Consider the following 22,875-nt stretch of genomic DNA (forward strand, 5'->3'; position numbering starts at 1 on the left):
CAATTCACATAGCAAATGAATCTTGCTCCTGTGCCTGAATTACGAAAACAGAGTTACTTGTCCCCTGTTCCATTCCATGAATTGTCTCTATTCCACGCTCTTTAATTCAATCCCGACTGTGCCTTCGTCAACAGCTTCCCGCCTTGAAAAGCAATAACCGCATTAGCACCATTGCCAGCTGTGCCTTTATAGTTGTAAACCACCATATTCTCCGCTTCACTCAGCGCTTCACCTTCGCCGCCAAGGATCTCGATGACATCTCCCACCGACATGCCAACCTCAAGCTTCTCATACTGGGCAAACGTAATCAGCACCCCATCGCCTTTCCCGGCCGATCCGTTGTTTCCCGATGTTACAGGCGTTTGACCACCAGCCTGACCTACCGCAATCACATTTGTACTTAGCTCATTTAACTTGGCCTCAAGCTCTGCGATCTTTTGTTCCTGCTCACTGCTCTTGGCTCCCTGTTCCACCAGTTTCTTCTCTAAGCCAGCAATCTTCTCTTGCAGAGCACCTGTATCTACAGATGCTCCTGTCGTAGCTACCTCAGATCCACAGGCAGACAGCATAAACAGGGACAGCGCCAAGCTCGTTCCCCCAAGCATCTTTTTCTTCAAATGTTTCATCAAAAATACCCCTTCCATTCGGAAATAAAATTAGATCGACAAACAGATGTTATTGCATCAGCGACCGTCTCCAACATATTGACAACAGTTTACCACAGCCCTAGTCTTATGTATCTGCTCCTTTGGCTCCGGGTCTAACTGATCATGAGAACATAAAAATGGTTAATCTACTCATTTACTGTCGAATGCATACGTCCATCCATAATAACTAAAAAAGAGTGGTCAGTAGATCTGATCACTCTTCTAGCATTGCCCTATTTCAATCCACGCAACAGTAAAGGTTTCGTTGAACTTCCCTTACTCCGGTTTATCCGTCAGCTTCACTGATACTTTCTCCGCTTTGCCATCCCGGTAGAAGGTCACTTCAATCGTATCCCCAATCTTCTTCTCATCGTACAGATATTTCCGCAGATCCAGCGTGGAGGTAATTTTTTGCCCGTCAAATTCCGTAATGACATCATTCAGCTTCATACCCGCATCAGATGCCGGACCGGATGCTTCCAGTACAACCACACCGCTGTCCACATGAGATGGCAGCTTCAGATCCTTACGCTGCTCGTCATCCAGTGGTGCATAAGGGTTGCTCAGATCAACTGTGTACACGCCCAGGTATGGACGAGATACTTTGCCGTTCAGTAGCAGGGAATCTACCGTTTTCATCACTTCGTTCATCGGAATGGCAAAGCCGAGACCTTCAACGCCCGTATCCGAGATCTTCATCGTGTTAATGCCAACCACTTTGCCGTTTAGATCAACCAAAGCACCGCCGCTATTGCCTTCATTAATCGCCGCATCCGTCTGGATCACGTTTTGCTCCCAGTCGTACACGCCGTCCTGATTAATCGATACAGGCAGAATACGATCCGTGTAACTGACAATTCCGGATGTCAGCGTACCGCCAAGACCGAGCGGGTTCCCGATCGCCAGCACCGTTTGACCGCGCTGAAGTTTGCTGGAATCACCAATCTCCGCGACTGCACCCAGCCCTTTATCTTCTGCGGATAGTACCGCAATGTCACTTACCCGGTCTTTACCAACCAGCTTCGCTTTATGTGTCTCCCCATCTACGGTCACAATCTCCAGATCACTCGCACCCTCCACGACGTGGTGGTTGGTCATAATGTAGGCCTTGCCATCTTCCTTCTTGAAAATGACCCCTGAGCCCAGCGCCGAATCTTCCATCGATAGACTGCTACCCGTTTTATGGTTCACAATGCTCACCACGGAAGGACGAACGTGGGCTGCTGCCTGGATAATCCGATCGTATGGATCAGCTGCCTGTGTTGCCTGTGCACTGCCTCCACCACCGTTGCCTGTAGCATTCGCCAGCGGTAACGATGTGGGCTGTGTGATGAAGCTAAACAGCATGACGGTCACGATGGAGCTGATCACCGAGCTAATCACAGCTACCTTCACTGTGGAACTGATTCCCGTACGCGATCTGCGCGGATTGCTCCAGCGGTCACGTCCACGTGCTCTGCCCCCAGGGCGGATGATCTGAAGTTTGCCTTTCTGTTCAGGTTCGGCGCGTCTTGATACTTTGGTTGAATAAAAATCGTCTCCAAACAATCCCATCGTGATCCTCTCCCCTTCGTTGTCACGCATCAAGACCCTGACTGCCGCCTAAGTTGTCGCATGGATCAACGATGGAGTTCTCACATACACCACTCCGCCAACAGACGAACCTTCCGATCGCAGTTACTCACAAATTTTTTTGCTCCCCTCTTCCAAGGTAAAAATTTGTTCCTAAAGGCGAACACTTTGTTTCTTCAGGTTTCTTCTGTCGTCTTCGTTACGTGAAGACTCCAACGGTTTCCCATGCTTTTTTGCAATTTTATAAAATGGTCTTGCATATCGCCGCATCCCGGCATCAAATCAAGATACAGCGTCTATGTACAACAGAACGGACACGCCATTCTGTCAGTGACTCTATCAATCATGCTCTCGCATTCTATGACATGCCATTTCACACGCAAAACAGCCAAAATCACAATGCTCCTCATATACTAAACACGTCAAATCACAAAAAGTTGCATATTTACGAAAATTAAAGCAAATTTCCGCTATAACGCGCTTAACAATAAAGGTCCATAGTATCTATCACCACAAAATCCGGTCCGCTAAGCGCCATTTTGGTTAAATTTGAAGAACTTTTTCACCCCTGCATCGTCACAGGTTCAGCATACACGTCTCATCACTGAAATGTTAGCGGCAAAAAGAGGAATGTTTTCCATCAAGCCTGACTACAATAATAGTAAAAGACAATTCGAAGCTTCATAGAGGAGGATATATATGGATCGCACACGTACACTCACAGCCATGGATGAAGTTCATATGGCGGCCAAGCTGGCCGATCTCAAGGAAGAACACTATCGCAATACCCTTGCACTCAGTACCATCATTGAACTGCTTATTGATAAAGGCATCCTGACCCGCGAGGAAGTTGAGCGCAAAGCCGCCGAACTGGACAGCTTTATGGCTCACCCACCCTATCCCATGGCGTAGGACGGTCGTAATACGTATCACAGAGTTTGAACTCATGATCCCGGTAAAAACATCCACGGCTCTCCATCGCGTCGCGCACCGACATTTTCGCCAAGTCCATCATATTATGATCTCGGCTAAGATGTGCCAGATACGTGCGCTTGATGCGTCCGTTCATCAGTTCACTAAGCGCTGCTCCTGCTGCTTCGTTCGACAAATGCCCAATATCGCTCAAAATCCGGCGCTTGGTGTTCCACGGATAACGCCCCATACGCAGCAATTCGACATCATGATTCGCTTCCAGCACCAGTACGTCAGAATCAGAGATGGCATCGCGAACCTTGTCGCTCATGTACCCAAGATCTGTTGCAACAGAAAGCTTCTCCGTACCATCATCGAACGTATACCCTACCGGCTCAGCTGCATCATGCGATATCCCGAAGGATTCCACGCGCAGTGACCCAAAATCATGCTTTTCACCCGTCTCAAATACCCTCCGGTTTTCCTCTGGAATCGCCCCAACCGACTTCTCCAGTGCCGCCCACGTATTCAGATTCGCGTAGATTGGTAAATTATATTTCCGAGACATCGCGCCTAGTCCTTTAATGTGATCGGAATGTTCATGTGTAACCAGAATCCCGTCCAATTCTGCCCCAGAAATCTCCCTTTCCTGAAACAGTGCATCCAATCGCTTCGCACTAAGACCCGCGTCAATCATGAGAGAGGTCCCCCCATGCTGTATGACTGTGGCATTACCTGTCGAACCGCTGGATAACACGGTAAAATATATCCCCATAACGCATTACTCCCCTGGTTTGTCTGTCTTGGGACTGAATACATCCCCACTGATGCCCTGCACGTACAACACTTCGCCACTTTCCAGCACGAACCGCCATGCCGGCATCGCTACCTGTATATCTGAATTGAACAACTGGCCGTAATAGCCCAGCTGAATATCTTTGACAATTGCATCATTTGGCAAAAAGTTCTCGATCAGCGTTCCCAGCGCCTTCGACGCCGGAAGCACCTGCTGATCGCTCTCCTCTGCGGTTGTAATCCGCACTGGAGTTTGACGGTAACCTGTTATTTTCTGGTCGCTGTAGAACAGCTCCAGACTCACATTGAAGAGCGGCCATTTGCCATCCACCAGTGGGTGAAGCACAAAAGCCCCATCCTCGGCCATCAGCTGATCCAGCCGGTATGCCCCGATCTGTGGAATCTCACGCTCTAATGCATCTTCCAGCTCGCTCTGAGAAAAGATCAATTTGCTATCTACAGGCTGTTCCAGTTCCATATCCACACCAGCCTTGTCCTCTTCAATGAACTCATAGGACAACTTCGGCAGCTTCGGCGTTTCATTCGGAATCGGAGCCAGCACCTGGATGCCCTTCTCTTCCATCGCCTGCTGTGTATTATCTGCCAGTGAGGTGAAGTCCAGATTGGCTCCGGCCGTCTCTCGTGCATCCATCCAGATCTGGTAACCCAGCACCAGATTGAGCAGCAGAAAGGCATAGATCAACACATTTTTCGCCCGTCCCCAATCCAAAACATTCACCTCCGTCCATTTGATAAAAGCAACTAATATCACACTGGCCCACTCCGCGGTCAGAACAACCTTCCGATCGCTGTTATCCCCAGATTTCTTGATTCCCTTTTCCTAAGGGAGAAATCCGGCAATAAAGGCGACCGCTTCGCTTCTCCAGCTTTTTTCTGCCCTCTCCGTTATCGTGTGACCTTACACCTCGCTCGGATATCGAATGACTCCATTACCCTACAACCCATCAAGAAACGGTGGTTTCCTCCCCGTTTCCAAAACGGATCACCCATACCGGGATCAGCTTTAATCCGTCCTCAATCGAAGAAGGACGATAAGCCGGGTATACGTCCACAACCTGACGATTCTCACCTGCTACCTTTTTAATAAGAGCCTTCAGCTTGTCTCCGCCAGGCAACTTGACCGATTTCTTCTTCTCTGCACCTTCGTTCAGGTATTCCAGCGATCGTTCATAGCTGGATACCGTCTCCTGCTGCATCTCCATGCTGATCGTTCCAAAGCGGAACTGCATGGAATCCATAATCGGATAACTGCCGTAATACTGCTGGAATTCAAGCCGCGTCTTGCTTTCCGCGGTCCCCAGCATCATCCGCGAACGGCCTTTCCAGCCCCCGTGCTGATTCACAAAATCAACCGCAGACAACGCATCCTTCGCGGGATCAATCTGTCCTGCTGGCGGTGCCGCCGGATCGGTGTAACTGATCCAGCGCTGTTCCTGTTTTACCTGCAGACTACGTTTACTATCCGTGTAGATCTCCGATCCATCTTTTTCCCGGATATTCCGGGTCATGCTTGGATCGAAGAACAGACTGCGCTGCATCTGCTCAACCGTGAACTGGCCTGTTGGCACATCCGCCTCAATCGTCTCCAACGCTTCCGCCGGGATATAATACCCGCCCTCCATCAACGTGTATGGCGTCCAGTTCGTACCGAAGTCAACATGCTGCTGTACGTCTTGTACTGTCAGGTCCGCCTGCGTTGCTTCGTATACCACGTCTCCCTTGGCGCTGAAGAACAGCGCATGGGCCTTCGTTTCATTTTTGGACGTATAGATCGAGATTCGGTTAATGGTCTCCCCTTGGAATAAGGAATCCGTCCCGAGCCTCATTACCCGCTGCAATAACGCTACGGGAATACCTTCTTTGAACGATAGTTCAAACCCAGGGTTCTCCTTGCGAATCTGATCCCAGTTCACCGATTGCACACTCCGGCGCTGAAAATCATCGAACGCTCGCCCCTGTAGCCGTGAATAGATCAACTGATAGAACGTATTGCCAGGGTAAAACACCGTATGTTTATCCTGACCCAGATGAATAATCATCTGATCGGGGAAGATCAATTCTTCAATATTGCGTTCCTGACCCATATTTTCGGTCTTCACATAATTCGTCTCTGACGTCACAATGGAATCCCCGCCTCCGGGCAAACGGTAGATCAGAAAATAACTCTGAACCAGACTGGCTACAACAAGGGCAGCAAGCACCAAGGATTTAATCCGTTCCTTCACGGTGCTCACCCCCTTTCTCACGCATCGGCAGTGTGAACGTTACTGTCGTTCCCACATCTACTTCAGATTGCAGAGAAATGCTACCATCATGTGCCTTCACAATTTCCCGGGCAATGGACAGTCCTAGCCCTGTGCCTCCCATACTGCGGGAACGAGCCTTGTCCACCCGATAAAACCGCTCAAAAATGCGATCCAGATCACGCTGTGGGATACCCATTCCGGTATCCGATACCGAGATGGCAAGTGTGTATTCATCACTGCGTCTAGCCGCAATCGTAATGGTGCCGCCTTCCAATGTATATTTCAGCGCGTTGGACACGACATTATCGAGCACCTGATCAATCTGGTCACGATCCAGTGGAACAGCCGGAATATCATTCTCCACAGATAGTACAGGCTGAATATCCTTCTGATGCATCTGGAATGAGAAGCGATCCGTCACTTCCTCCAACATTTCCAGAATGTCAGTTGGCTGTTTCCGCAGCAAAGCCTCTTTGGAATCCAGCCGCGATAAATGTAGCAGATCCGTAACCAGTCGTATCATTCGCTCCGTCTCGTTCTGTATAACACCAACGAAACGACCGGCAAGCTGCGGATCTTCCAGTGCACCGTCATCCAGTGCTTCCGCGTAACTCTTGATCGTAGTCAGTGGGGTACGCAGTTCATGGGATACATTAGCCACGAATTCACGTCGGGATGCCTCAAGCTCTTCCTGCTCGGTAACATCCTGAAGTACGGCAATCGTTCCCGTGATCCCCCGTTCACGCCGATGAACTGGTGTGAACGTCATCCGAATAACCACGGGCTCTTCTTGTCCAGCGGGTGCAATCTGCAGCAAAGTTGAACCTGTGAAACCACTCGCGAGGGCTTCCGCATCCTCCGGATCAATGCCGAGTAATATGGCGAAGTGTCTTCCTTCAATATCCGCAGGATGCATACCCAGAATGCTGCTGGCACGACGGTTTACGAGAATGACTTTACCGTACTCATCCGTAGCCACCACACCATCACTCATATTGGTCAGAATGGAAGTCAACTTCTCCTTCTCCTCTTCATTCAGTGAAAGTGCATCCCGAAGCCTGCTGGTCATATAGTTAAAAGCCCGACTGAGTTGACCGATCTCATCCGTGCCAAATACAGGTGTCTGCTGATCAAAGTTACCTTCTGCGACCGCTGTCGCTCTCCGAGTCACTTCTTTAATCGGCTGCGTGATCGTATGAGATAGGATCACGCCAAGCACCGCCGTTAACACCAAGGCAATCAGAATGCCGGAGATGAATATTTTGTTGATTCCCTCCATCGTGGAATACAGCTCGTTCATGGATGCCGCGATGTAGACCGCGCCAATGATCTTGCCGCCGGACAGCACCGGCTTGGCGACGACTTTTTTGCGAACATTATCCTCGTCCACGATATATTCCTCATTGTCCCGAATGCCTTGCAGTGCACGGCTGACAACGGTCTGGGTGTTTTTGCGCCCCACATAGTCTGAATGTGAACTTAGCGAGGTCGTCAGTACCTTTCCGCTGGCATCCAGCACCTGAATCTCGGCACCGTTAATGTTGAACAGGTTGTTCACCAGCACACGCAGATTTTCCGTTTTGTCCTCGCCAGCCTCTGCTTCTCCGCCCGCCATCGTCTCCCCCACGAGAACCGACAGCATTTCCGCACGCGCCTGCAGATCTTCCGTAAAGTTGCTCGTCAGTGAGTTCTTCATTGCGCTCACAAAATAAACGCCGATTAATTGCATCGCAATCAGAATCAGCAGTACATAGATAATGATCAATTTCGCCTGAATCGTTCGGAAGAACGAGAATCGCGCGAATCGGCCCATTATATCCCCACGCTTTTGGCACTGCGCACGAGATAACCGAGCCCGCGGCGTGTCAGAATCGTTTCCGGTTTGCTTGGATTCTCCTCAATCTTCTCACGCAGACGACGGATCGTGACATCCACAGTACGTACATCGCCGAAATATTCATATCCCCATACCGCTTGCAGCAGATGTTCCCGTGTCATAACCTTGCCGGAGTGCTTCGCCATATAATAGAGAAGTTCGTACTCACGATGGGTCAGATCAAGCGGTTCCCCGCCTTTGTAAGCCGTGTACATGTCCATATCAAACGCCAGATCGAATAGCCGCATGACCTGCTTTTCCTCATCTTCCGGCGCTTCAGCCGTAATCGCAAGCTTTTGCCGTCTACGCATCTGTGCCTTCACCCGTGCAAGCAACTCACGCGTACTGAACGGCTTGGTCACGTAATCATCCGCACCCAATTCCAACCCGAGTACCTTGTCGATCTCGCCATCCTTGGCGGTAAGCATAATGATCGGCATCTCCAGATGAGCGCGCACCTCACGACATACATCCATACCATCCTTGCCCGGGAGCATCAGATCCAGCAGCATCAGATCCGGTTTCTCGGATAACGCCAGTTCAACCGCACGAATGCCATCAAATGCACAGATGACCTCGTACCCCTCTTTTTCCAAATTAAACTTCAGAATGTCTGCGATGGGCTGTTCATCGTCCACCACCAAAATCTTCCCCTGCATCGGCTAAGTTCACCCCTATATCCTGCTTAATCCGCATTAGCGTCTATATCTATCTTCTATGTTCAGCTTGTACCAAAGCCTCGTTGATTGATTTCTCTAGCTTGTCGTTTATACTCTCTAGTTTAACATACCTGAAGCACCGTCACATCCCGATCAGAGGCTTGAAAGGTCTTTCATTTGAAAATTTTTTACAGCAGCAAAAAACAAGGCCGGCATCGTAGCCAACCTTGCTTTCCTTAAGCTCTATTAGTTCAGATACGTTAACGGATTTTCTACCGTTCCATTCTTAATAATCTCAAAATGCAGATGTGTTCCGGTCGAACGACCCGTGTTACCCATAACGCCGATACTCTCGCCTTTTTCAACCACTTGTCCAACCTTAACGCCAATGCTGTTCAGATGTCCATACAATGTTTCGTATCCGTTACGGTGGTTAATAATGATGACATTACCATAACCACTTTTCTGTCCTGCAAAAGTAATTACACCCTCATCAGACGCTTTCACATCGCGGTTACCTACCAGATCGACACCTTTGTGTTGGCGACCCCAACGTTGGCCAAAGCTGCTGCTCATCGTTGCATTGGATACCGGCCAAGCAAATTCACCTGTGCCCTCACCAACAACTTTTGTTCCGCTAAGGACCACTTCAGTTACAGCTGCTTTAATCACTTCCTGACCAAGCCACTCTTCCTGAACAACTTCACCATTTTCTTTGGTTATACGGTACTGCATGCTTTTCAATCCACTTTGTCCAGGGCGCACAACTTTTGTGATACCCGCTTTCAACTCAGCACTTTTGCGTACTTCCACTTGCGGTTTAATCTCAATCTGTTCAACAACCTGCTCAACTGATTTAACGGTTACCGCTGGTTTCGGAACGGTCAAGGTCAGTTCGTCACCGATTTGAAGCGATGTTTCCTTGATGCCCGGGTTATGCTGGCGAATCTCGCTTTGTGTAATTTCATACTTGGCAGCGATTGAAGAGATCGTATCTCCTTCACGAACCACATAAGTTACAGGCGCGTCTTTACCAACGGTTAATGCTTTAACCGCCTCGGACGCATCCCATATTTTGTTTGGATCAGCCTTCACCACATCCGTCGCTACATCTTCCTTGATGACTACCGACTTCAGGGTTGTACTTGGTCCCTCGTTTTTCTTCGAGGAATTAGCCGATACCGACTTCGTCTTAAGCGAACTTCGCACAGCCGATGCCGATATGTATTTGCTCTGCACTTGTTCCAGGATTGCATCCGCTGTTGCCTGATCTTTCACAATACCAATGACTTCACCGTCTACCTTGAGCTCCACACCTTTGGCGTAGGCTGTCAGCATGTCACCCAGTTTGTCCAGCGTCTCGTCACTGTTCACTTCGGGTTTGTACGCTCTTGCCGTTTCGGTTGTGATGCCATCCGTGTTCAGCACCATTTCTGCATCCGGATATTTATTTTGATATTCCTCAGTTTTGTTTGTAAATAGTTGTTGTAATTGTGCTTCATCTGCAATGGTACCAATCTCGCTACCTTTAACCATTACTTTATAATACGGCACGGTGTTTGCAGTAACATATTGTTTGCCTGCGAACCCGAGCGATGCTGCGATGAATACACCACATGCTGCTGTAATGATCCATTTGCGCGAGGCCAGAACGCGCTTCTTATTCACACTGAAAGTGGACATGCTCATGTTGTTTTTGTCTTCGGCCGTCCGGTGTTCCCCGGATTGTTCGTGTACCCGGTCTTTGCCCGGTTGGCGTATGCCTCTGAAACCTTTCATGATTCTCTCCTTTTCAGCACTTCTCAGTTCGCATTTCTGTCAAGACATCACCCATCATGTCTGTCCCATGCTCGTTGATAATTGTATTGGGTGTCCGCAAAATCAGGACTTTAACTGCGCTCGTAAAAGTGTCAAAATTTTAACCTTTTATCACACCCGTATACTTTAACACAGGTTTTACACTCATTTCAACTCTACACGTCACACCGCAAAGCCACGCCCCGCTTGCTTTCCCTGTATTATCCATAAGATCGTACTGCTAATCCATCACCCATTATGCCTCAACATCCGCTGTACTATGTACTTTTACTCACAATTTAAGACTAGGTTCTAAGACCCAGTGAAATATGCTTTATTTTTCATAAAAATACAAATAAAATCCCTCACCAGATCAACTCTGATAAGGGATAAGGTAAACGGGATCATGATCTATTCGATCATCTCCAATAGTCCATGAGCATGCCTGCTATAACTTCCAATTTATTCTGTTTGTAGTACTTCCATCAGGTTGTCGTACTCTTCACTGGTCAGGTACTTCGAGATCACCTGTTCAATCTCACGTAATTCCTGTTCCGTTAGGCCACCTTCCATGGCACCTGAGATCTGCTGCATTTCTTTCTGTGGCAGCTTGTTCATGAGCAGGCTGAAAATTTTTTCTTTCTCCTCTGCTGGCAGCTTGTCCTTCGCTCCTGTAATGTCATCCGGTGATACAACAATGGCATCATTGCCTGAAGCTGAACCACTACCTTGTTCTGTTCCTGAGTCATTACCCGTGCCCGTATCCGTCCCATTGCCTGCACTTGTGCCTGAGTTTGATCCTGCGGTCGTATCTGTACCTGAACCTTCCCCTGTGCCCTCGTTTGAGCCGCTCCCTTGGGACGCATTATTGCCCGCATCTACGCCAGATTGACCGCTCTCTGTCCCATTCCCCATAACTGAAACAGCATCTTCCGGAACCTGCTCTTCGTCCGCTCCTGTCGGCTGATCTGTCGTCCCATTTCCTGATTTGTTCCCCTCGCTGGTTTTACCGCCCAAGGCACCTTGGAACATGGCGGTTAACCCCATGGGTTGACCTTCCCACTGAATATTGAAACTCGCGAGTAGCGACTTCGCATATGACTGTACAATTAATCCGGTCGTGAGCAGTGTCAGTGAACTGACCAGCAACACGGTTAGCACGATTTTGACAAACCACACAAGCAACTTCATTCCGTTCTCTCCCTCCGATTATCCCACCCGTCTAACATGCGCATGTCGGGGTCTGTGACTCTACTGTTAACCAGTATTGACGGAAATCTCGGGATTATATCCGAAAAACATACAAAAAAATTCCAGTCATCGCTATAAAAGCAACAACTGGAGGCTCTACTGCCCGAATCGGCAAAGTATTCTATTTTATAATTCAAGAAACAATCTCTCTATTTCTTCGATTACTCGTAGATTGGAAGAACTTGATTTGTTTGCTCACGGTTACGACCAACGGAGAAGATGGCAATTGGAATGCCTGTCAGTTCGGAAACACGTTTTACATAATTCTGTGTGTTCACTGGCAGGTCTTCAAGTTTCTTAGCACCAGTGATATCTTCGCTCCAGCCTGGCATCTCTTCGTATACCGCTTCACATTCTGCCAGCATTTTGAGGCTTGCCGGATAGTGTGTGATGACTTCGCCGCGGAATTTGTATCCTGTGCAGATTTTTACGGTCTCCAGACCTGTCATTACGTCCAGAGAGTTCAGGGACAGACCTGTGATTCCACTGACACGCCGCGCGTGGCGAACAACAACACTATCAAACCAACCTACACGACGTGGACGTCCAGTTACCGTACCGTACTCATGTCCAGTCTCACGGATTTGGTCACCGATTGCATCATGCAATTCCGTAGGGAATGGGCCATCTCCTACACGGGTTGTGTAAGCTTTCGCTACCCCAATGACTTGCTGAATACGAGCCGGGCCTACGCCAGAACCGATACATACGCCACCTGCGGACGGATTGGATGATGTAACAAATGGATAAGTTCCTTGATCAAGGTCCAACATAACGCCTTGTGCGCCTTCAAACAATACTTTTTTGTCCTCATCAATATATTCGTTCAGAACAACGGATGTATCACGTACGTAAGGACGAAGAATTTCGGCATATCCGAGGTAATCTTGCAGAATCTCCTCAACATCAACAGGCTGGCCGCCGTAGACTTGCTCGATGACACGGTTCTTTTCTTTGACCAGATGACGCAGTTTCAGTTCGAAATCTTCAGCATCCATCAGGTCAACCATCCGAATACCAATACGAGCTGATTTGTCCATGTAACATGGGCCAATTCCTTTGCCAGTCGTACCAATTTTGTTCGGACCTTTGCTCTCTTCTTCCAGTGCATCCAATACCATGTGATATGGCAGGATGATATGTGCACGCTCACTGATGGACAGGTTCTTCGTTGTGAAATCATTGTCATGAATATAGTTAATTTCTTCGATGAGTGCCTTCGGGTTGATAACCATTCCGTTACCAATAACACACGCTTTATCCGTGTAGAAAATCCCTGATGGAATCATCGTCAGTTTATATTTTTTGTTATCAATCAGAATTGTATGACCCGCATTGTTACCACCTTGGTAACGAGCCACCACATCAGCGCTCTCCGCCAAATAATCCGTGATTTTACCTTTTCCTTCGTCTCCCCATTGCGTTCCCACTACAACTACCGTTGACATAGTTAACATTCCTCCGTGGGTGCCTTGCGCACCTTTGTATTGGTCTGTCCGTCCTCTATCCCGGCAGGCATGTTACGCAATAAACCGACTGAGAAGCGTGCTAACGGACAGTAAAAATGTCCTTCCGTTACATTCAAGGGAAGGTTTGTGCTGCTTTAACGCAGCAGTATTAGTGTACCAGTACCCTTTTTCAAAGTCAAATCAAATGGCGAACAATTAGATATAGTACAACCCTAATGTTCGGAATTTACCCATTATTTCAACACAAAAAACCGGAGACTTCAGTCCAAGCTTGCTTGACTGCTATCACCGGTTCAAGGATACCCATTTCAATGTCAATCTATATCTGGTATTTATAACACATGTTTGAGTTCAGTTGCTCTAATGGTTGATCTTCGGGACAGACGATTTTGGCTTCTTGATCGAAGCCGTCAGCACCTGCCCATTACATCGCGAAGGCGTCATTGTGTGCCCTCTCGTAATTGACGAATTTATTAAAGTTTTTCAGGAAGACCAGTTCTACCGTACCTACCGGACCGTTACGCTGTTTAGCGATAATGATCTCGATAATATTTTTCTTCTCGGTCTCCTGGTTATAGTAGTCATCCCGGTACAGGAACGCTACGATGTCGGCATCTTGCTCGATCGAACCCGATTCCCGCAAGTCACTCATCATCGGACGTTTGTCCTGACGTTGCTCTACACCCCGGCTCAGCTGGGACAAGGCAATAACCGGAACTTCCAGTTCCCGGCCAATCTGTTTCAGTGTACGTGAGATCTCGGATACCTCTTGTTGACGGTTCTCCCCTGCTTTACCACGTCCACTAATCAGTTGAAGATAGTCGATCAGGATCATGCCAAGGCCTTTCTCTTTCTTCAGACGACGGCATTTGGCACGAATATCCGCTACGGTAATCCCTGGCGTATCATCTATGAAGATGTTGGCTTCTGACAAAGCTGCAATACCCATCGTCAGCTTCTGCCAATCTTCATCGCCCTTGAAGTCACCCATACGCATCACGCTGGCATCCAGATTGGCTTCCGCACAGATCATACGTTGCACCAGCTGGGCGGCTGACATCTCCAGACTGAAGATGGCTACCGTCTCCTGTGCCCGAATGGCCACGTTCTGAGCGATATTCAGGGCAAAGGCCGTCTTACCTACGGAAGGACGGGCCGCTACAATGATTAAGTCACTGCGCTGGAATCCGGCAGTCATTTTGTCCAAATCGATGAACCCGGACGGAATACCTGTCGTTGTACCCTTATTCTGATGAAGTGTTTCCACACGATCGAATACTTCCATCAGTACGTCCTGAATGGCTATAAAACCACTACTGGAGCGACGGTTGGAGATCTCCAGAATGCGACGTTCAGCTTCTCCAAGCATCGCTGCAACATCTTCGCCACCTGTATATCCTTCGCTCACGATCTGTGTTGCCGTACGAATCAGGCGACGCAGCATCGATTTCTCTTCGATAATCTGAGCATAATAGTCTACGTTTGCGGCTGTAGGTACACCATGGGCTAGCTTAGCCAGATAACTGACGCCCCCGATGTCCTCCAACTCACCTTTATCCTTCAGAAGCGAAGTCAGTGTCACAAGGTCAATCGGTTGATTTCCCTCACCAAGCTGGATCATCGCTTCAAAGATTAATTGATGGGGTTTATCATAGAAATCCTCGGTTTGCACCCGTTCCATCGCTGTAATCAGGGCCTCGCCCTGCAACAGGATTGCACCCAGCACGGCCTGTTCGGCTTCCAGGTTCTGCGGGGGAATCCGGTCGAATAACATTTCTCCGCCCATCTTACTCTTCCGTTACCTGTACCTTCAAGGTTGCCTTCACTTCAGGGTGAACCTTGACAGTTACTTGTGTTACGCCGAGTGTACGAATAGGCTCGTCCAGCTCAATTTTACGTTTGTCTACTTTCAGACCTTTTTTAGACAAAGCTTCTGCGATCTGTTTGCTGGTAATGGCGCCGAACAGACGACCGCCTTCGCCGGACTTCGCTTTCAGTTCAGTCACTTCTGCTTCCAGCTTTTTCGCAAGTGCTTCCGCTTCCGCTTTCTCTTCCTGTTTGAGTCTTTCTTCAGCCGCCTTCTGGTTGTCCAGTGTCTTCATGTTGCCGTCTGTTGCCAGACGTGCGATTCCCCGTGGCAATAGGAAGTTCTGTGCGTAACCCTCAGATACTTCTTTCACTTGCCCTTTCTTGCCTTGACCCTTCATATCTTTTATAAAAATGACTTTCATTCGAACAGCCCCTCTTCCTTTTCGATTTCAGCCAGTACGTTCGTCAGCCGTTTTTCTGCCTCTCCAAGCGTTCCTTCAAGCTGTACGGCAGCATTCGTCAAATGCCCGCCACCGCCCAGTCGTTCCATGACAACCTGAACATTCATGCGCCCCAGCGATCTCGCGCTGATGCCAATCAGTCCATCCGGACGCTCACTAATCACAAATGAAGCGACCACGTCAGTCATGTTCAGCAATGTGTCCGCCACTTGGGCGATCATCATCTGTGAAATCTTGCTGCCAGGGTCTGTGACCGCCAGCGCAATGTTTCCATATACCATTTTAGCATGCTTTATGATTTCTGCCTTAGCAATATATTCTGACAGATCCTCTTTCATCAACCGCTGGATCATAATGGTGTCTGCACCGCTACGGCGCAAGAAGCCTGCCGCTTCAAACGTTCTGGACCCCGTGTGCAGTGCAAAATGCTTCGTATCTACCGTAATCCCGGCAAGTAGAGCCGTAGCTTCCAGCGGAGTGAATTGTACCTTGTCATGAATGTATTGCAAGAGTTCGGTTACCAGTTCGGCAGCAGAAGACGCATAAGGTTCCAGATAGATCAACACTGCGTCATTGATGAACTCTTCACCCCTGCGATGGTGATCCACAACTACGACACGGGTAGCAGACTGTACCAGTTTCGGTTCCATGGTCATGGAGGCCTTATGCGTATCCACCACCACCAGCAACGTGTGCTCGGTCATCATCTGGGTTGCCTGTTCCGGTGATACAAATGCCTTGGACAACTTCTCGTCCTTGTTTACTTGCTCCATCATGCGTTCAATCGATGGATTAATTCCATCCAGAACAATCCGTGCTTCCACATTGTACAGACTGGCCGCTTTCCACACTCCGATGGATGCGCCGATCGCGTCCATATCCGGAATTTTGTGCCCCATGATGAGCACCCGATCGCTCTCCTGCATCAGATCACGCAGCGCGTGCGCAATAACGCGGGCTCTAACCCGTGTCCGTTTCTCCACTGCGTTAGACTTACCGCCGTAGAAGGACAGGCGTTGTCCCGACTTCACAGCAGCCTGATCACCACCACGTCCAAGTGCCATGTCCAGACTGGACTGTGCCAGTTCTCCCATCTCGCTGATGCTATCCGATCCAAACGCCAGTCCGACACTGAGTGTCATTGGCACTTTGAGGTCAGCAGTCATCTCCCGAACCTCATCCAAAATGACAAATCGGCTCTGCTCCAGTTCCTGCAAAGACTTATGATTCAGCATCAACAGATAACGGTCAGAAGACAAACGGCGCAGGTACACTTCGTACCGCTTGGCCCATGACGTAATTTCGCTAGTCACACGGGCAATCAGCGCTGTACGCTGCTGATCGTCCATACCTTGGGCAGCCTCATCCAGATTATCCAGAACGAGAATCCCCAAGGCAAGGCGTTCATTTTCATATTTATCACGAAGAATGGCTAACTCCGTAATCTCGTATACATATACATACCGCTCCTGCGGGTTATGAATAACTCCATAATGCCGATCATCCAACTGGAATTCGTCATGGAACTCCTTGGATGAGTGTTCCTTCGTCCCATCCTTCTTCTCTTTAGGCTGAGGAAGTTTGGGAAACAAATTAAGTAGCGGATTACCCACCATTGTCTTCTCCTGGAACATCTCCGCCACAAAGCGGTTATGCCACTCTACCGTACGATCTTCGCTGTACAGCACAATTCCGAATGGAAGCATGCTGACCGCTTCCCCCTCCATCCGTTTAATCCGAATAGATAGGCCATTAATGTAGTCGTTAAGCTCACGGCGGAACGCGAGCTCCGCCTTAATCATGACGATTCCCAGCGCCGAAGCCAGTATCAGACTAATCAAACCAAGCGTCCAGTTATAAATGGTAACGAACATAACGAGCAATAGCAGCAGTATGAACGCCCATACGGTATAGTAGCCGTGCCAGCGTTTCTTCAGAAATTTAGGCATGACTCATCACCCTATCGTTTTGATTTCGATATTGCCTCACGAAGCGGGAACGCCAGATCGATAATTCCGATAATCCGAAGCGGACCAATGAAGAAGACCGCAGCCGCCAGGAAATATGGTATAACCGGATTCCATTTCTTTGTATGTGAGAGAAAGAAGAAGAAACCGATCGCTTGAATCATGAAGCCCAGATTAATTAACGGGGACAGGTTCATGGCAATCATGGTCCAGTATGTTCCATCACTTTGTCTGGAGATCACTTCGATCAACAATGCGAGGAAATAATACCAGATCAACGCACGCGGCATACGCCATTCTCTCGCTGGTGGAAGTTTCGATACCACCACACCCATCACGTTCAGAATCGGACGAGCAATGGCGTGCGTAATAAAGGCCATTACCATCGACGTGACAACGAGAGCAAACGGAATCATAAGCTGCGTTTGCTTGGCGACATCCTCGGTCATCTCAGGTGTCCATGCAAAACCGTTAATCATCTGATTCGATGTATTGGTTAACGGTTCAATGGTCAATTTGACCACATCTTCAATATAACTGGACAGGTCGAATTGGAAAATGACACTGCCGACCAAGAGCAACAACAAGTATTCTGCCAACATCATGCCACTTCCCGCCATCAGCGCGAACAGGGCTGATTTGCGTGTTTTATACGCGTGACCCATAACGATCGCAGGCAGGGTAAAGACGAGCAATAGTAACAGATAGATGGGGTGGAATACGACCAAAATAACGGCTACGGGCACGAGATGCCATATAAATGATTTTAAAGATAATGAAGCATACAAAATAACTCCCGGAATCATCATAAAAAATATGGCAAGTACCGATAAAGGAGTTAACAGCGAAAGTAGCAAGAGCAGATAGACTGCGCTCCAAACAGCTGATTTAAAGCTAAATTTCAACAAATTCACCTCTTACGCATATGATCTTCTAGCGCGGAAATATCTTGGTACCAGTCTTCAAGCTGGTGACCTTCCTGTTTATGCTTTTTCAACTTCTCAACTAGCAGTGCATCCAGATCCTTGAAAGGAATACCGAGCCTGCGGCCCAATATGTAACTACTCATAATCAAACTGGCAAGACTGTCCCCGATTCGAGTTGTACTGCCTTCCCATAACGCCTTGAATAATCGGGATACCTGATCAAGCACTTCGGTTTTCAGCCATTCAATCACTTTAGCGCGTTTGGCTACATCCAGTTCTTTAGGCATATTGGCGAAAGTCACTCTCCCCCGAAAAAGCTTTATTCTCGATTATAGCATAAAAAGAGGGCCCGCAAAATTACCCCAAAAAACGGAGAAGTTCTCCGAAACTGATGTCAGGTACTTATGCGGAGTCCTCCGTACATCCTATCGACCTATATATTTGTAAAAAACTTCGAATGCGCCCTTGGTTCAGGACTTCTTAAGTTTAACATGATACCGGACGGCTGTGATTATCCATCATGACACAATAATATTTAAATTCGGTACAGCCTTACTTAGCCTTGATCGATTCTTTGGCTACAATGCCCTCGCAGTACTCAATTATCTGACTCCGTCTGACAATACCAATGAACCGATCCATATCATCGACCACAGGAACAAAGTTCTGAACTTTAGCCAGATTAATCAGGTCCTCCATGTTGGCATTAATGGATACGGGTTTAATATCCAAGCGAAGTGGAACGTCCTTGAGCAAGAACTTTGAAGCGTTTTCAAATGAAATTTTTCCCTCGGCATTCTTCATATACCACAGTAAGTCGCCTTCGGTAACCGTACCAATATATTTGCCCTCTTTATTCAAAATGGGTACCGCCGTAAAACGATGATATTCCATCCGTTCCAACGTTTGCCGCAGCGTAGAATCCGACGTCACGCACGTAACCTCTTGTTTGGGTAGCAAAAAAAATGCGATGTTCATACCCTTGTGTATCCTCCTTGTGAATTTCTTCGTTCAACTTATCTCGCTCAACTTATATTATACGGATCAGAACGCAGGATGTTCCAAAAGGATAATAGTTCTCAATACAAAGAAAAAAAACAGCAGCCCGCGAATAAACGTACTGCTGATTGTGGTCTACAACACATCATTGGTATGGAATTGGTTATTCAATCTTTTGCCGGTCAGGGATCATTACTTCACCGGCTGGGGTCGATTGATCCATCCAGTTGTTAATCAGCTCTTTGGCATATTGGACATCTTTCTCGTCAGCCTGACCATAATAGATACCGTCTTTTTTCATTCCCTCACCCAGGATGGTGAAGCTTGAAATCTGCGGTTTCTCCTGAGTAAGCACTTGTTTGGCCAGATCAATAATGAAAGATGCTCGCATATCCGTCTGGAAACTGTCTCCCATGATCTGAATCAATTCCGGAATTTTGGCGATTTGATTCAAATTCAGCATCTCATTCGCCATCGCGTTCAGGAAAATCTGCTGCCGCTTGGTACGATTAAAATCGCTATCCTCACGGTATCTTACATAATACAGTGCTTCCTGCCCGTCATAGATCGGCTTACCACCTTCAATCGTGAATTGCACATGATCCGGATTCTTGTTCACAATGTCCTCATCAATTGGCAGTTTTACACCACCAAGTGCATCAACCACTTTTTTGATTCCGTCGAAGTTGATCGTTGCATAATAACCCACATCAGCATCAAGAAATTTCTCCACGGTATTGATGGACATATTCTCCCCACCAAAAGCATAGGCATGCGCCAGCTTATCATAATCATCTTCGCCGTCCTTGTTGGCATCCCGTCCTACAATCTGCACATACGTATCACGTGGAATGGATACCAGAAGCACACGGGATTCCTTGGGACGTACTACAGCATAGATGACGGTATCGGAACGTCCACGCGTTTTCTCATAAGCGCGTTTGTCCGAACCGAGCAGTAATACGGAGAAAGGTTCCTTACGGTATACCGTTGGATCAGGCGTGTTGTTGCCTTCTTGCGGTACATAAGAACGGGATAACTGATCTTCTACCGAACCGGCGAGAAACAGATCAAATGCTGCTACAGCCAGCTGCTGACGGAACAAATAACCTCCGATTAACAAAACAACAAGTGAAACGAGCGTTATATATAGGCCTTTTCTTCTTTTCTTCTTATCTTTAGTTCTGCTTTTCATCCATTGATTCCTTCTTCACTATCAAAATGATACTGCCTGATATATAAGTTTCATCTAATATTTACACTAAAAACGGAGAGGTCAGAAAAAACCTGAAGAAGCGTAGCTAAAAGCTTTCTGAAAGAAAGCTGCATCGAAAGCATACGCTTCGCCTTTATCACCGGATTTTTACCTTTGGAATAAAGAAATCAAAAAATCTGGGGATAACAGCGATCGGAAGGTTATTCTGAACTCGCAGTGATGAAGTGTAACGATTCGTTCAACTTATATAATACCAATTAAACGTCTGGGATGCCTTGTGACTCGGTGTTCACTGAAGTTTTCTCTCTCTGGAATCAAGACACCGCTTACGCTCGTTCTATTGTAATCATTGCAGGAGCAAGAAAAGTTACAATCCGGTTAAATTGAAAAGAACAGCGACTCCTTTTTAGCTACAAAAGGTACACTGTTCTCTTCATTTTCACATGCGATCCTATCCGTTCGTGGGTACACTTTCCACATGATGACTCTTCTCTTTTTGACGCAGACGTCCCGTTATAAGCGCAGCTACCAGCGTAAGCACACTGAATACCACCGCAGACCAGAAAAGGCCATTGTAACCCTGCCCTGTCGTTTGATGCACTGCCTGGAGCAACACATCGCGGATACCTTCATCAGGAATCTGGGACAGGCCCTCTGTCAGACTGGAGACATCACTCCCTGATGCCCCTCCCGAGGCATATTGTTGTAGCATCTCGGGCGGCACCTGAATTCCTTTGTCAGCGAATCCTGCCTGAATGTTGGGCCCCAGATTAATGAAAGAACGTGCCAGGAATCCGGCAAAAATGGTAGGTGCAATAGCCATCGCCATCTGGCGAAATAACGAGCTGGTCGCTACCGCGATGCCTTTGTTGTTCTCCCCCGCCTGTTCTGTGACAAGTACGTTAACTGGCGCACCAAGCATCATACCGAAGCCAATACCTACGAGCGTACTCGCGATGACAAATTGCCAGATATGCTCCACCCATAGCGGGAACAGCAGGAATCCAATGGCAGATAGCAGTCCGGCAACCGATAACGTCCAGATTGGACCTTTGCGGTCAACGAGGTATCCACCTCCACCTGCCCCGATGCCGGATGCCAGCGCAAGCGGAGTAAACCAGTACCCGGAAGCCGTATTGGATACGCCGAGATATTGTTCAACAAATCCGGGAATAAAGATCACCGAGGCCAGAATGGCTCCCGAGAAAAAGGCAATCAACAGCGTCCAGCGAAAGGACGCAATGCCCAGAAGCTGTGTCGATACAACAGGTTCACGTTCAGATCCTTCCAGCCTTTTTTCCATAAAGTAAAAGAGCACCAGAAGGATTACACCTGCCAAGAAAAAGCCATAGAACATCGGAGATCCCAGGCTTTGAAGCATGTTCACACCGTCCAGATTGCTGAAGCTATACATTAAACTGAGTACACCCAACGTTAGGACAGCAATGCCGCTCCAGTCCACTGCTGCACGATTAAGCTCCTGCTCTTCCTGAATAAATCGAATACCTGCTATGAACAGCAGAATGGCGATAGGTACATTGATCAGGAATAACCAATGCCAGTTGCCCGTAAGGTCCAGTATAAAAGCACCGACATTGGGTCCCAATATAGCGGCAACACCATTCATCCCTCCAAGCAGACCCAGAGCTGTACCCTGACGCTCCGCCGGGAACTTGCTTAATACGTATGAGCTGGCAATGATAAAAATCCCACCACCGCCCAAAGCTTGAATGACACGAGCAATCAGGAAAAAGGTGAATGATGTGCTCAGCGCAACGAGCAGGGACCCGATCCCAAACAACGCCACTTCAATCAAAAATAGCTTCTTGCGACCATAACGGTCCGACAGTTTGCCCGCAATAGGTACACTCACCGCAAGCCCAAGCGTGTAAAGCGTAATCGTCCATGCTCCCCATGTTGGCGACACACCAAATGATGCATTTAAGGTGGTCAGTGAAGAGGTGATGATCCCGTTATCCAGCGCAGCCATAAATACCCCTATGGCAAACAGGACTAGCGGCCATTTCATTTGTTTTTGCATCACATGTTACCTCCCGATCAGATCGTAAATTCAGTATCGTACAGTTGGTTTGGTACATATATATTAAACCGAGTTGAATAATAATGACTCACTGGTCATTTTAAAACAAAAGAAAACCATATGTCAATTTAATAATATGGTTATATGGATCAATTTACCCCCGATTCGATAAAATAGAGCTACCACATGTTCAGTCGAACCTGCGGACAGC

At 47.9% G+C, this 22,875-nt stretch carries 19 protein-coding genes; 1 reads left to right on the forward strand and 18 read right to left on the reverse strand.

All coding sequences use genetic code 11. The features are described from left to right. Positions 1-101 precede the first annotated feature (101 nt). Together ACETMN_RS33000 and ACETMN_RS33005 are read right to left on the reverse strand one after the other, a co-directional pair. Positions 102-626 carry a hypothetical protein gene (locus ACETMN_RS33000; RefSeq protein WP_256974880.1) on the reverse strand — a complete coding sequence of 175 codons (525 nt, stop codon included), beginning with the start codon at positions 624-626 and terminating at the stop codon, positions 102-104. A 297-nt stretch (positions 627-923) separates the two neighbouring features. After that, positions 924-2,201 (reverse strand): S1C family serine protease, encoded by a 1,278-nt coding sequence (locus tag ACETMN_RS33005; protein ID WP_091012220.1) that lies wholly within the window; start codon positions 2,199-2,201, stop codon positions 924-926. Between the two features lie 717 nt (positions 2,202-2,918). On the opposite strand from ACETMN_RS33005, the gene ACETMN_RS33010 reads away from it, so the two are divergent. After that, on the forward strand, positions 2,919-3,131 hold the full coding sequence (locus ACETMN_RS33010; RefSeq protein WP_036611899.1) for a hypothetical protein: 213 nt from the start codon (positions 2,919-2,921) through the stop codon (positions 3,129-3,131). On the opposite strand, the gene ACETMN_RS33015 is transcribed toward ACETMN_RS33010, so the two are convergent. From ACETMN_RS33015 to ACETMN_RS33090, 16 genes are all read right to left on the reverse strand, one after another. Then, positions 3,100-3,906 (reverse strand): MBL fold metallo-hydrolase, encoded by an 807-nt coding sequence (locus tag ACETMN_RS33015; RefSeq protein WP_036671861.1) that lies wholly within the window; start codon positions 3,904-3,906, stop codon positions 3,100-3,102. The genes ACETMN_RS33010 and ACETMN_RS33015 overlap by 32 nt on opposite strands. Positions 3,907-3,912: 6 nt before the next feature. Then, a complete protein-coding gene (yycI, locus tag ACETMN_RS33020; RefSeq protein ID WP_091013189.1) occupies positions 3,913-4,656 on the reverse strand; it encodes a two-component system regulatory protein YycI in 744 nt (247 codons plus the stop codon). A 235-nt stretch (positions 4,657-4,891) separates the two neighbouring features. Then, positions 4,892-6,172: a YycH family regulatory protein gene (locus tag ACETMN_RS33025; RefSeq protein ID WP_091012218.1), complete on the reverse strand. Its 1,281-nt coding sequence runs from the start codon at positions 6,170-6,172 to the stop codon at positions 4,892-4,894. Beyond that, positions 6,156-8,006 (reverse strand): cell wall metabolism sensor histidine kinase WalK, encoded by a 1,851-nt coding sequence (gene walK, locus ACETMN_RS33030; RefSeq protein ID WP_091012216.1) that lies wholly within the window; start codon positions 8,004-8,006, stop codon positions 6,156-6,158. Before walK ends, ACETMN_RS33025 begins: the two co-directional genes overlap by 17 nt. Then, a complete protein-coding gene (yycF, locus tag ACETMN_RS33035; RefSeq protein ID WP_074092884.1) occupies positions 8,006-8,728 on the reverse strand; it encodes a response regulator YycF in 723 nt (240 codons plus the stop codon). Before yycF ends, walK begins: the two co-directional genes overlap by 1 nt. A 246-nt stretch (positions 8,729-8,974) precedes the next feature. Then, entirely contained in the window at positions 8,975-10,507 is a 1,533-nt protein-coding gene (locus tag ACETMN_RS33040) for a peptidoglycan DD-metalloendopeptidase family protein (RefSeq protein ID WP_091012214.1), read from the reverse strand. Between the two features lie 480 nt (positions 10,508-10,987). After that, on the reverse strand, positions 10,988-11,716 hold the full coding sequence (locus tag ACETMN_RS33045; RefSeq protein ID WP_091012212.1) for a hypothetical protein: 729 nt from the start codon (positions 11,714-11,716) through the stop codon (positions 10,988-10,990). A gap of 221 nt (positions 11,717-11,937) precedes the next feature. After that, positions 11,938-13,224, reverse strand: a complete 1,287-nt coding sequence (locus ACETMN_RS33050; RefSeq protein ID WP_091012210.1) for an adenylosuccinate synthase — start codon at positions 13,222-13,224, stop codon at positions 11,938-11,940. A 445-nt stretch (positions 13,225-13,669) separates the two neighbouring features. Beyond that, the gene (gene dnaB, locus ACETMN_RS33055; protein WP_036611922.1) at positions 13,670-15,031 is read right to left on the reverse strand and encodes a replicative DNA helicase; all 1,362 of its coding nucleotides are present in this window, start codon (positions 15,029-15,031) and stop codon (positions 13,670-13,672) included. A 1-nt stretch (position 15,032) separates the two neighbouring features. Next, positions 15,033-15,476 carry a 50S ribosomal protein L9 gene (gene rplI / locus ACETMN_RS33060; RefSeq protein WP_036611925.1) on the reverse strand — a complete coding sequence of 148 codons (444 nt, stop codon included), beginning with the start codon at positions 15,474-15,476 and terminating at the stop codon, positions 15,033-15,035. Further along, on the reverse strand, positions 15,473-17,464 hold the full coding sequence (locus tag ACETMN_RS33065) for a DHH family phosphoesterase (RefSeq protein WP_036611927.1): 1,992 nt from the start codon (positions 17,462-17,464) through the stop codon (positions 15,473-15,475). The genes rplI and ACETMN_RS33065 overlap by 4 nt, the downstream gene beginning before the upstream one ends. Before the next feature lie 11 nt (positions 17,465-17,475). Then, positions 17,476-18,387 (reverse strand): DUF2232 domain-containing protein, encoded by a 912-nt coding sequence (locus tag ACETMN_RS33070; protein WP_091013184.1) that lies wholly within the window; start codon positions 18,385-18,387, stop codon positions 17,476-17,478. Between the two features lie 5 nt (positions 18,388-18,392). Then, positions 18,393-18,695 carry a MazG-like family protein gene (locus ACETMN_RS33075; protein ID WP_017691445.1) on the reverse strand — a complete coding sequence of 101 codons (303 nt, stop codon included), beginning with the start codon at positions 18,693-18,695 and terminating at the stop codon, positions 18,393-18,395. A gap of 265 nt (positions 18,696-18,960) precedes the next feature. Next, entirely contained in the window at positions 18,961-19,386 is a 426-nt protein-coding gene (locus tag ACETMN_RS33080) for a CBS domain-containing protein (protein WP_017691444.1), read from the reverse strand. A 184-nt stretch (positions 19,387-19,570) separates the two neighbouring features. Then, entirely contained in the window at positions 19,571-20,602 is a 1,032-nt protein-coding gene (locus ACETMN_RS33085; RefSeq protein ID WP_091012208.1) for an LCP family protein, read from the reverse strand. 472 nt (positions 20,603-21,074) lie between these two features. Continuing rightward, positions 21,075-22,664, reverse strand: a complete 1,590-nt coding sequence (locus tag ACETMN_RS33090; RefSeq protein WP_091012207.1) for an MFS transporter — start codon at positions 22,662-22,664, stop codon at positions 21,075-21,077. Positions 22,665-22,875 lie beyond the last annotated feature (211 nt).

Origin of the sequence: Paenibacillus sp. M2 (genome assembly GCF_046713495.1) — a bacterium.
Taxonomy (GTDB): Bacteria; Bacillota; Bacilli; order Paenibacillales; family Paenibacillaceae; genus Paenibacillus; species Paenibacillus amylolyticus_B.

What these genes read in the sequence shown, in the direction of transcription:
- ACETMN_RS33000 (WP_256974880.1), bottom strand. Translation starts at nt 626, where the DNA reads ATGAAACATTTGAAGAAAAAGATGCTTGGGGGAACGAGCTTGGCGCTG.
- ACETMN_RS33005 (WP_091012220.1), bottom strand. Translation starts at nt 2,201, where the DNA reads ATGGGATTGTTTGGAGACGATTTTTATTCAACCAAAGTATCAAGACGC.
- ACETMN_RS33010 (WP_036611899.1), top strand. Translation starts at nt 2,919, where the DNA reads ATGGATCGCACACGTACACTCACAGCCATGGATGAAGTTCATATGGCG.
- ACETMN_RS33015 (WP_036671861.1), bottom strand. Translation starts at nt 3,906, where the DNA reads ATGGGGATATATTTTACCGTGTTATCCAGCGGTTCGACAGGTAATGCC.
- walK (WP_091012216.1), bottom strand. Translation starts at nt 8,006, where the DNA reads ATGGGCCGATTCGCGCGATTCTCGTTCTTCCGAACGATTCAGGCGAAA.
- yycF (WP_074092884.1), bottom strand. Translation starts at nt 8,728, where the DNA reads ATGCAGGGGAAGATTTTGGTGGTGGACGATGAACAGCCCATCGCAGAC.
- ACETMN_RS33040 (WP_091012214.1), bottom strand. Translation starts at nt 10,507, where the DNA reads ATGAAAGGTTTCAGAGGCATACGCCAACCGGGCAAAGACCGGGTACAC.
- ACETMN_RS33045 (WP_091012212.1), bottom strand. Translation starts at nt 11,716, where the DNA reads ATGAAGTTGCTTGTGTGGTTTGTCAAAATCGTGCTAACCGTGTTGCTG.
- ACETMN_RS33050 (WP_091012210.1), bottom strand. Translation starts at nt 13,224, where the DNA reads ATGTCAACGGTAGTTGTAGTGGGAACGCAATGGGGAGACGAAGGAAAA.
- dnaB (WP_036611922.1), bottom strand. Translation starts at nt 15,031, where the DNA reads ATGGGCGGAGAAATGTTATTCGACCGGATTCCCCCGCAGAACCTGGAA.
- rplI (WP_036611925.1), bottom strand. Translation starts at nt 15,476, where the DNA reads ATGAAAGTCATTTTTATAAAAGATATGAAGGGTCAAGGCAAGAAAGGG.
- ACETMN_RS33065 (WP_036611927.1), bottom strand. Translation starts at nt 17,464, where the DNA reads ATGCCTAAATTTCTGAAGAAACGCTGGCACGGCTACTATACCGTATGG.
- ACETMN_RS33075 (WP_017691445.1), bottom strand. Translation starts at nt 18,695, where the DNA reads ATGCCTAAAGAACTGGATGTAGCCAAACGCGCTAAAGTGATTGAATGG.
- ACETMN_RS33080 (WP_017691444.1), bottom strand. Translation starts at nt 19,386, where the DNA reads ATGAACATCGCATTTTTTTTGCTACCCAAACAAGAGGTTACGTGCGTG.
- ACETMN_RS33085 (WP_091012208.1), bottom strand. Translation starts at nt 20,602, where the DNA reads ATGAAAAGCAGAACTAAAGATAAGAAGAAAAGAAGAAAAGGCCTATAT.
- ACETMN_RS33090 (WP_091012207.1), bottom strand. Translation starts at nt 22,664, where the DNA reads ATGCAAAAACAAATGAAATGGCCGCTAGTCCTGTTTGCCATAGGGGTA.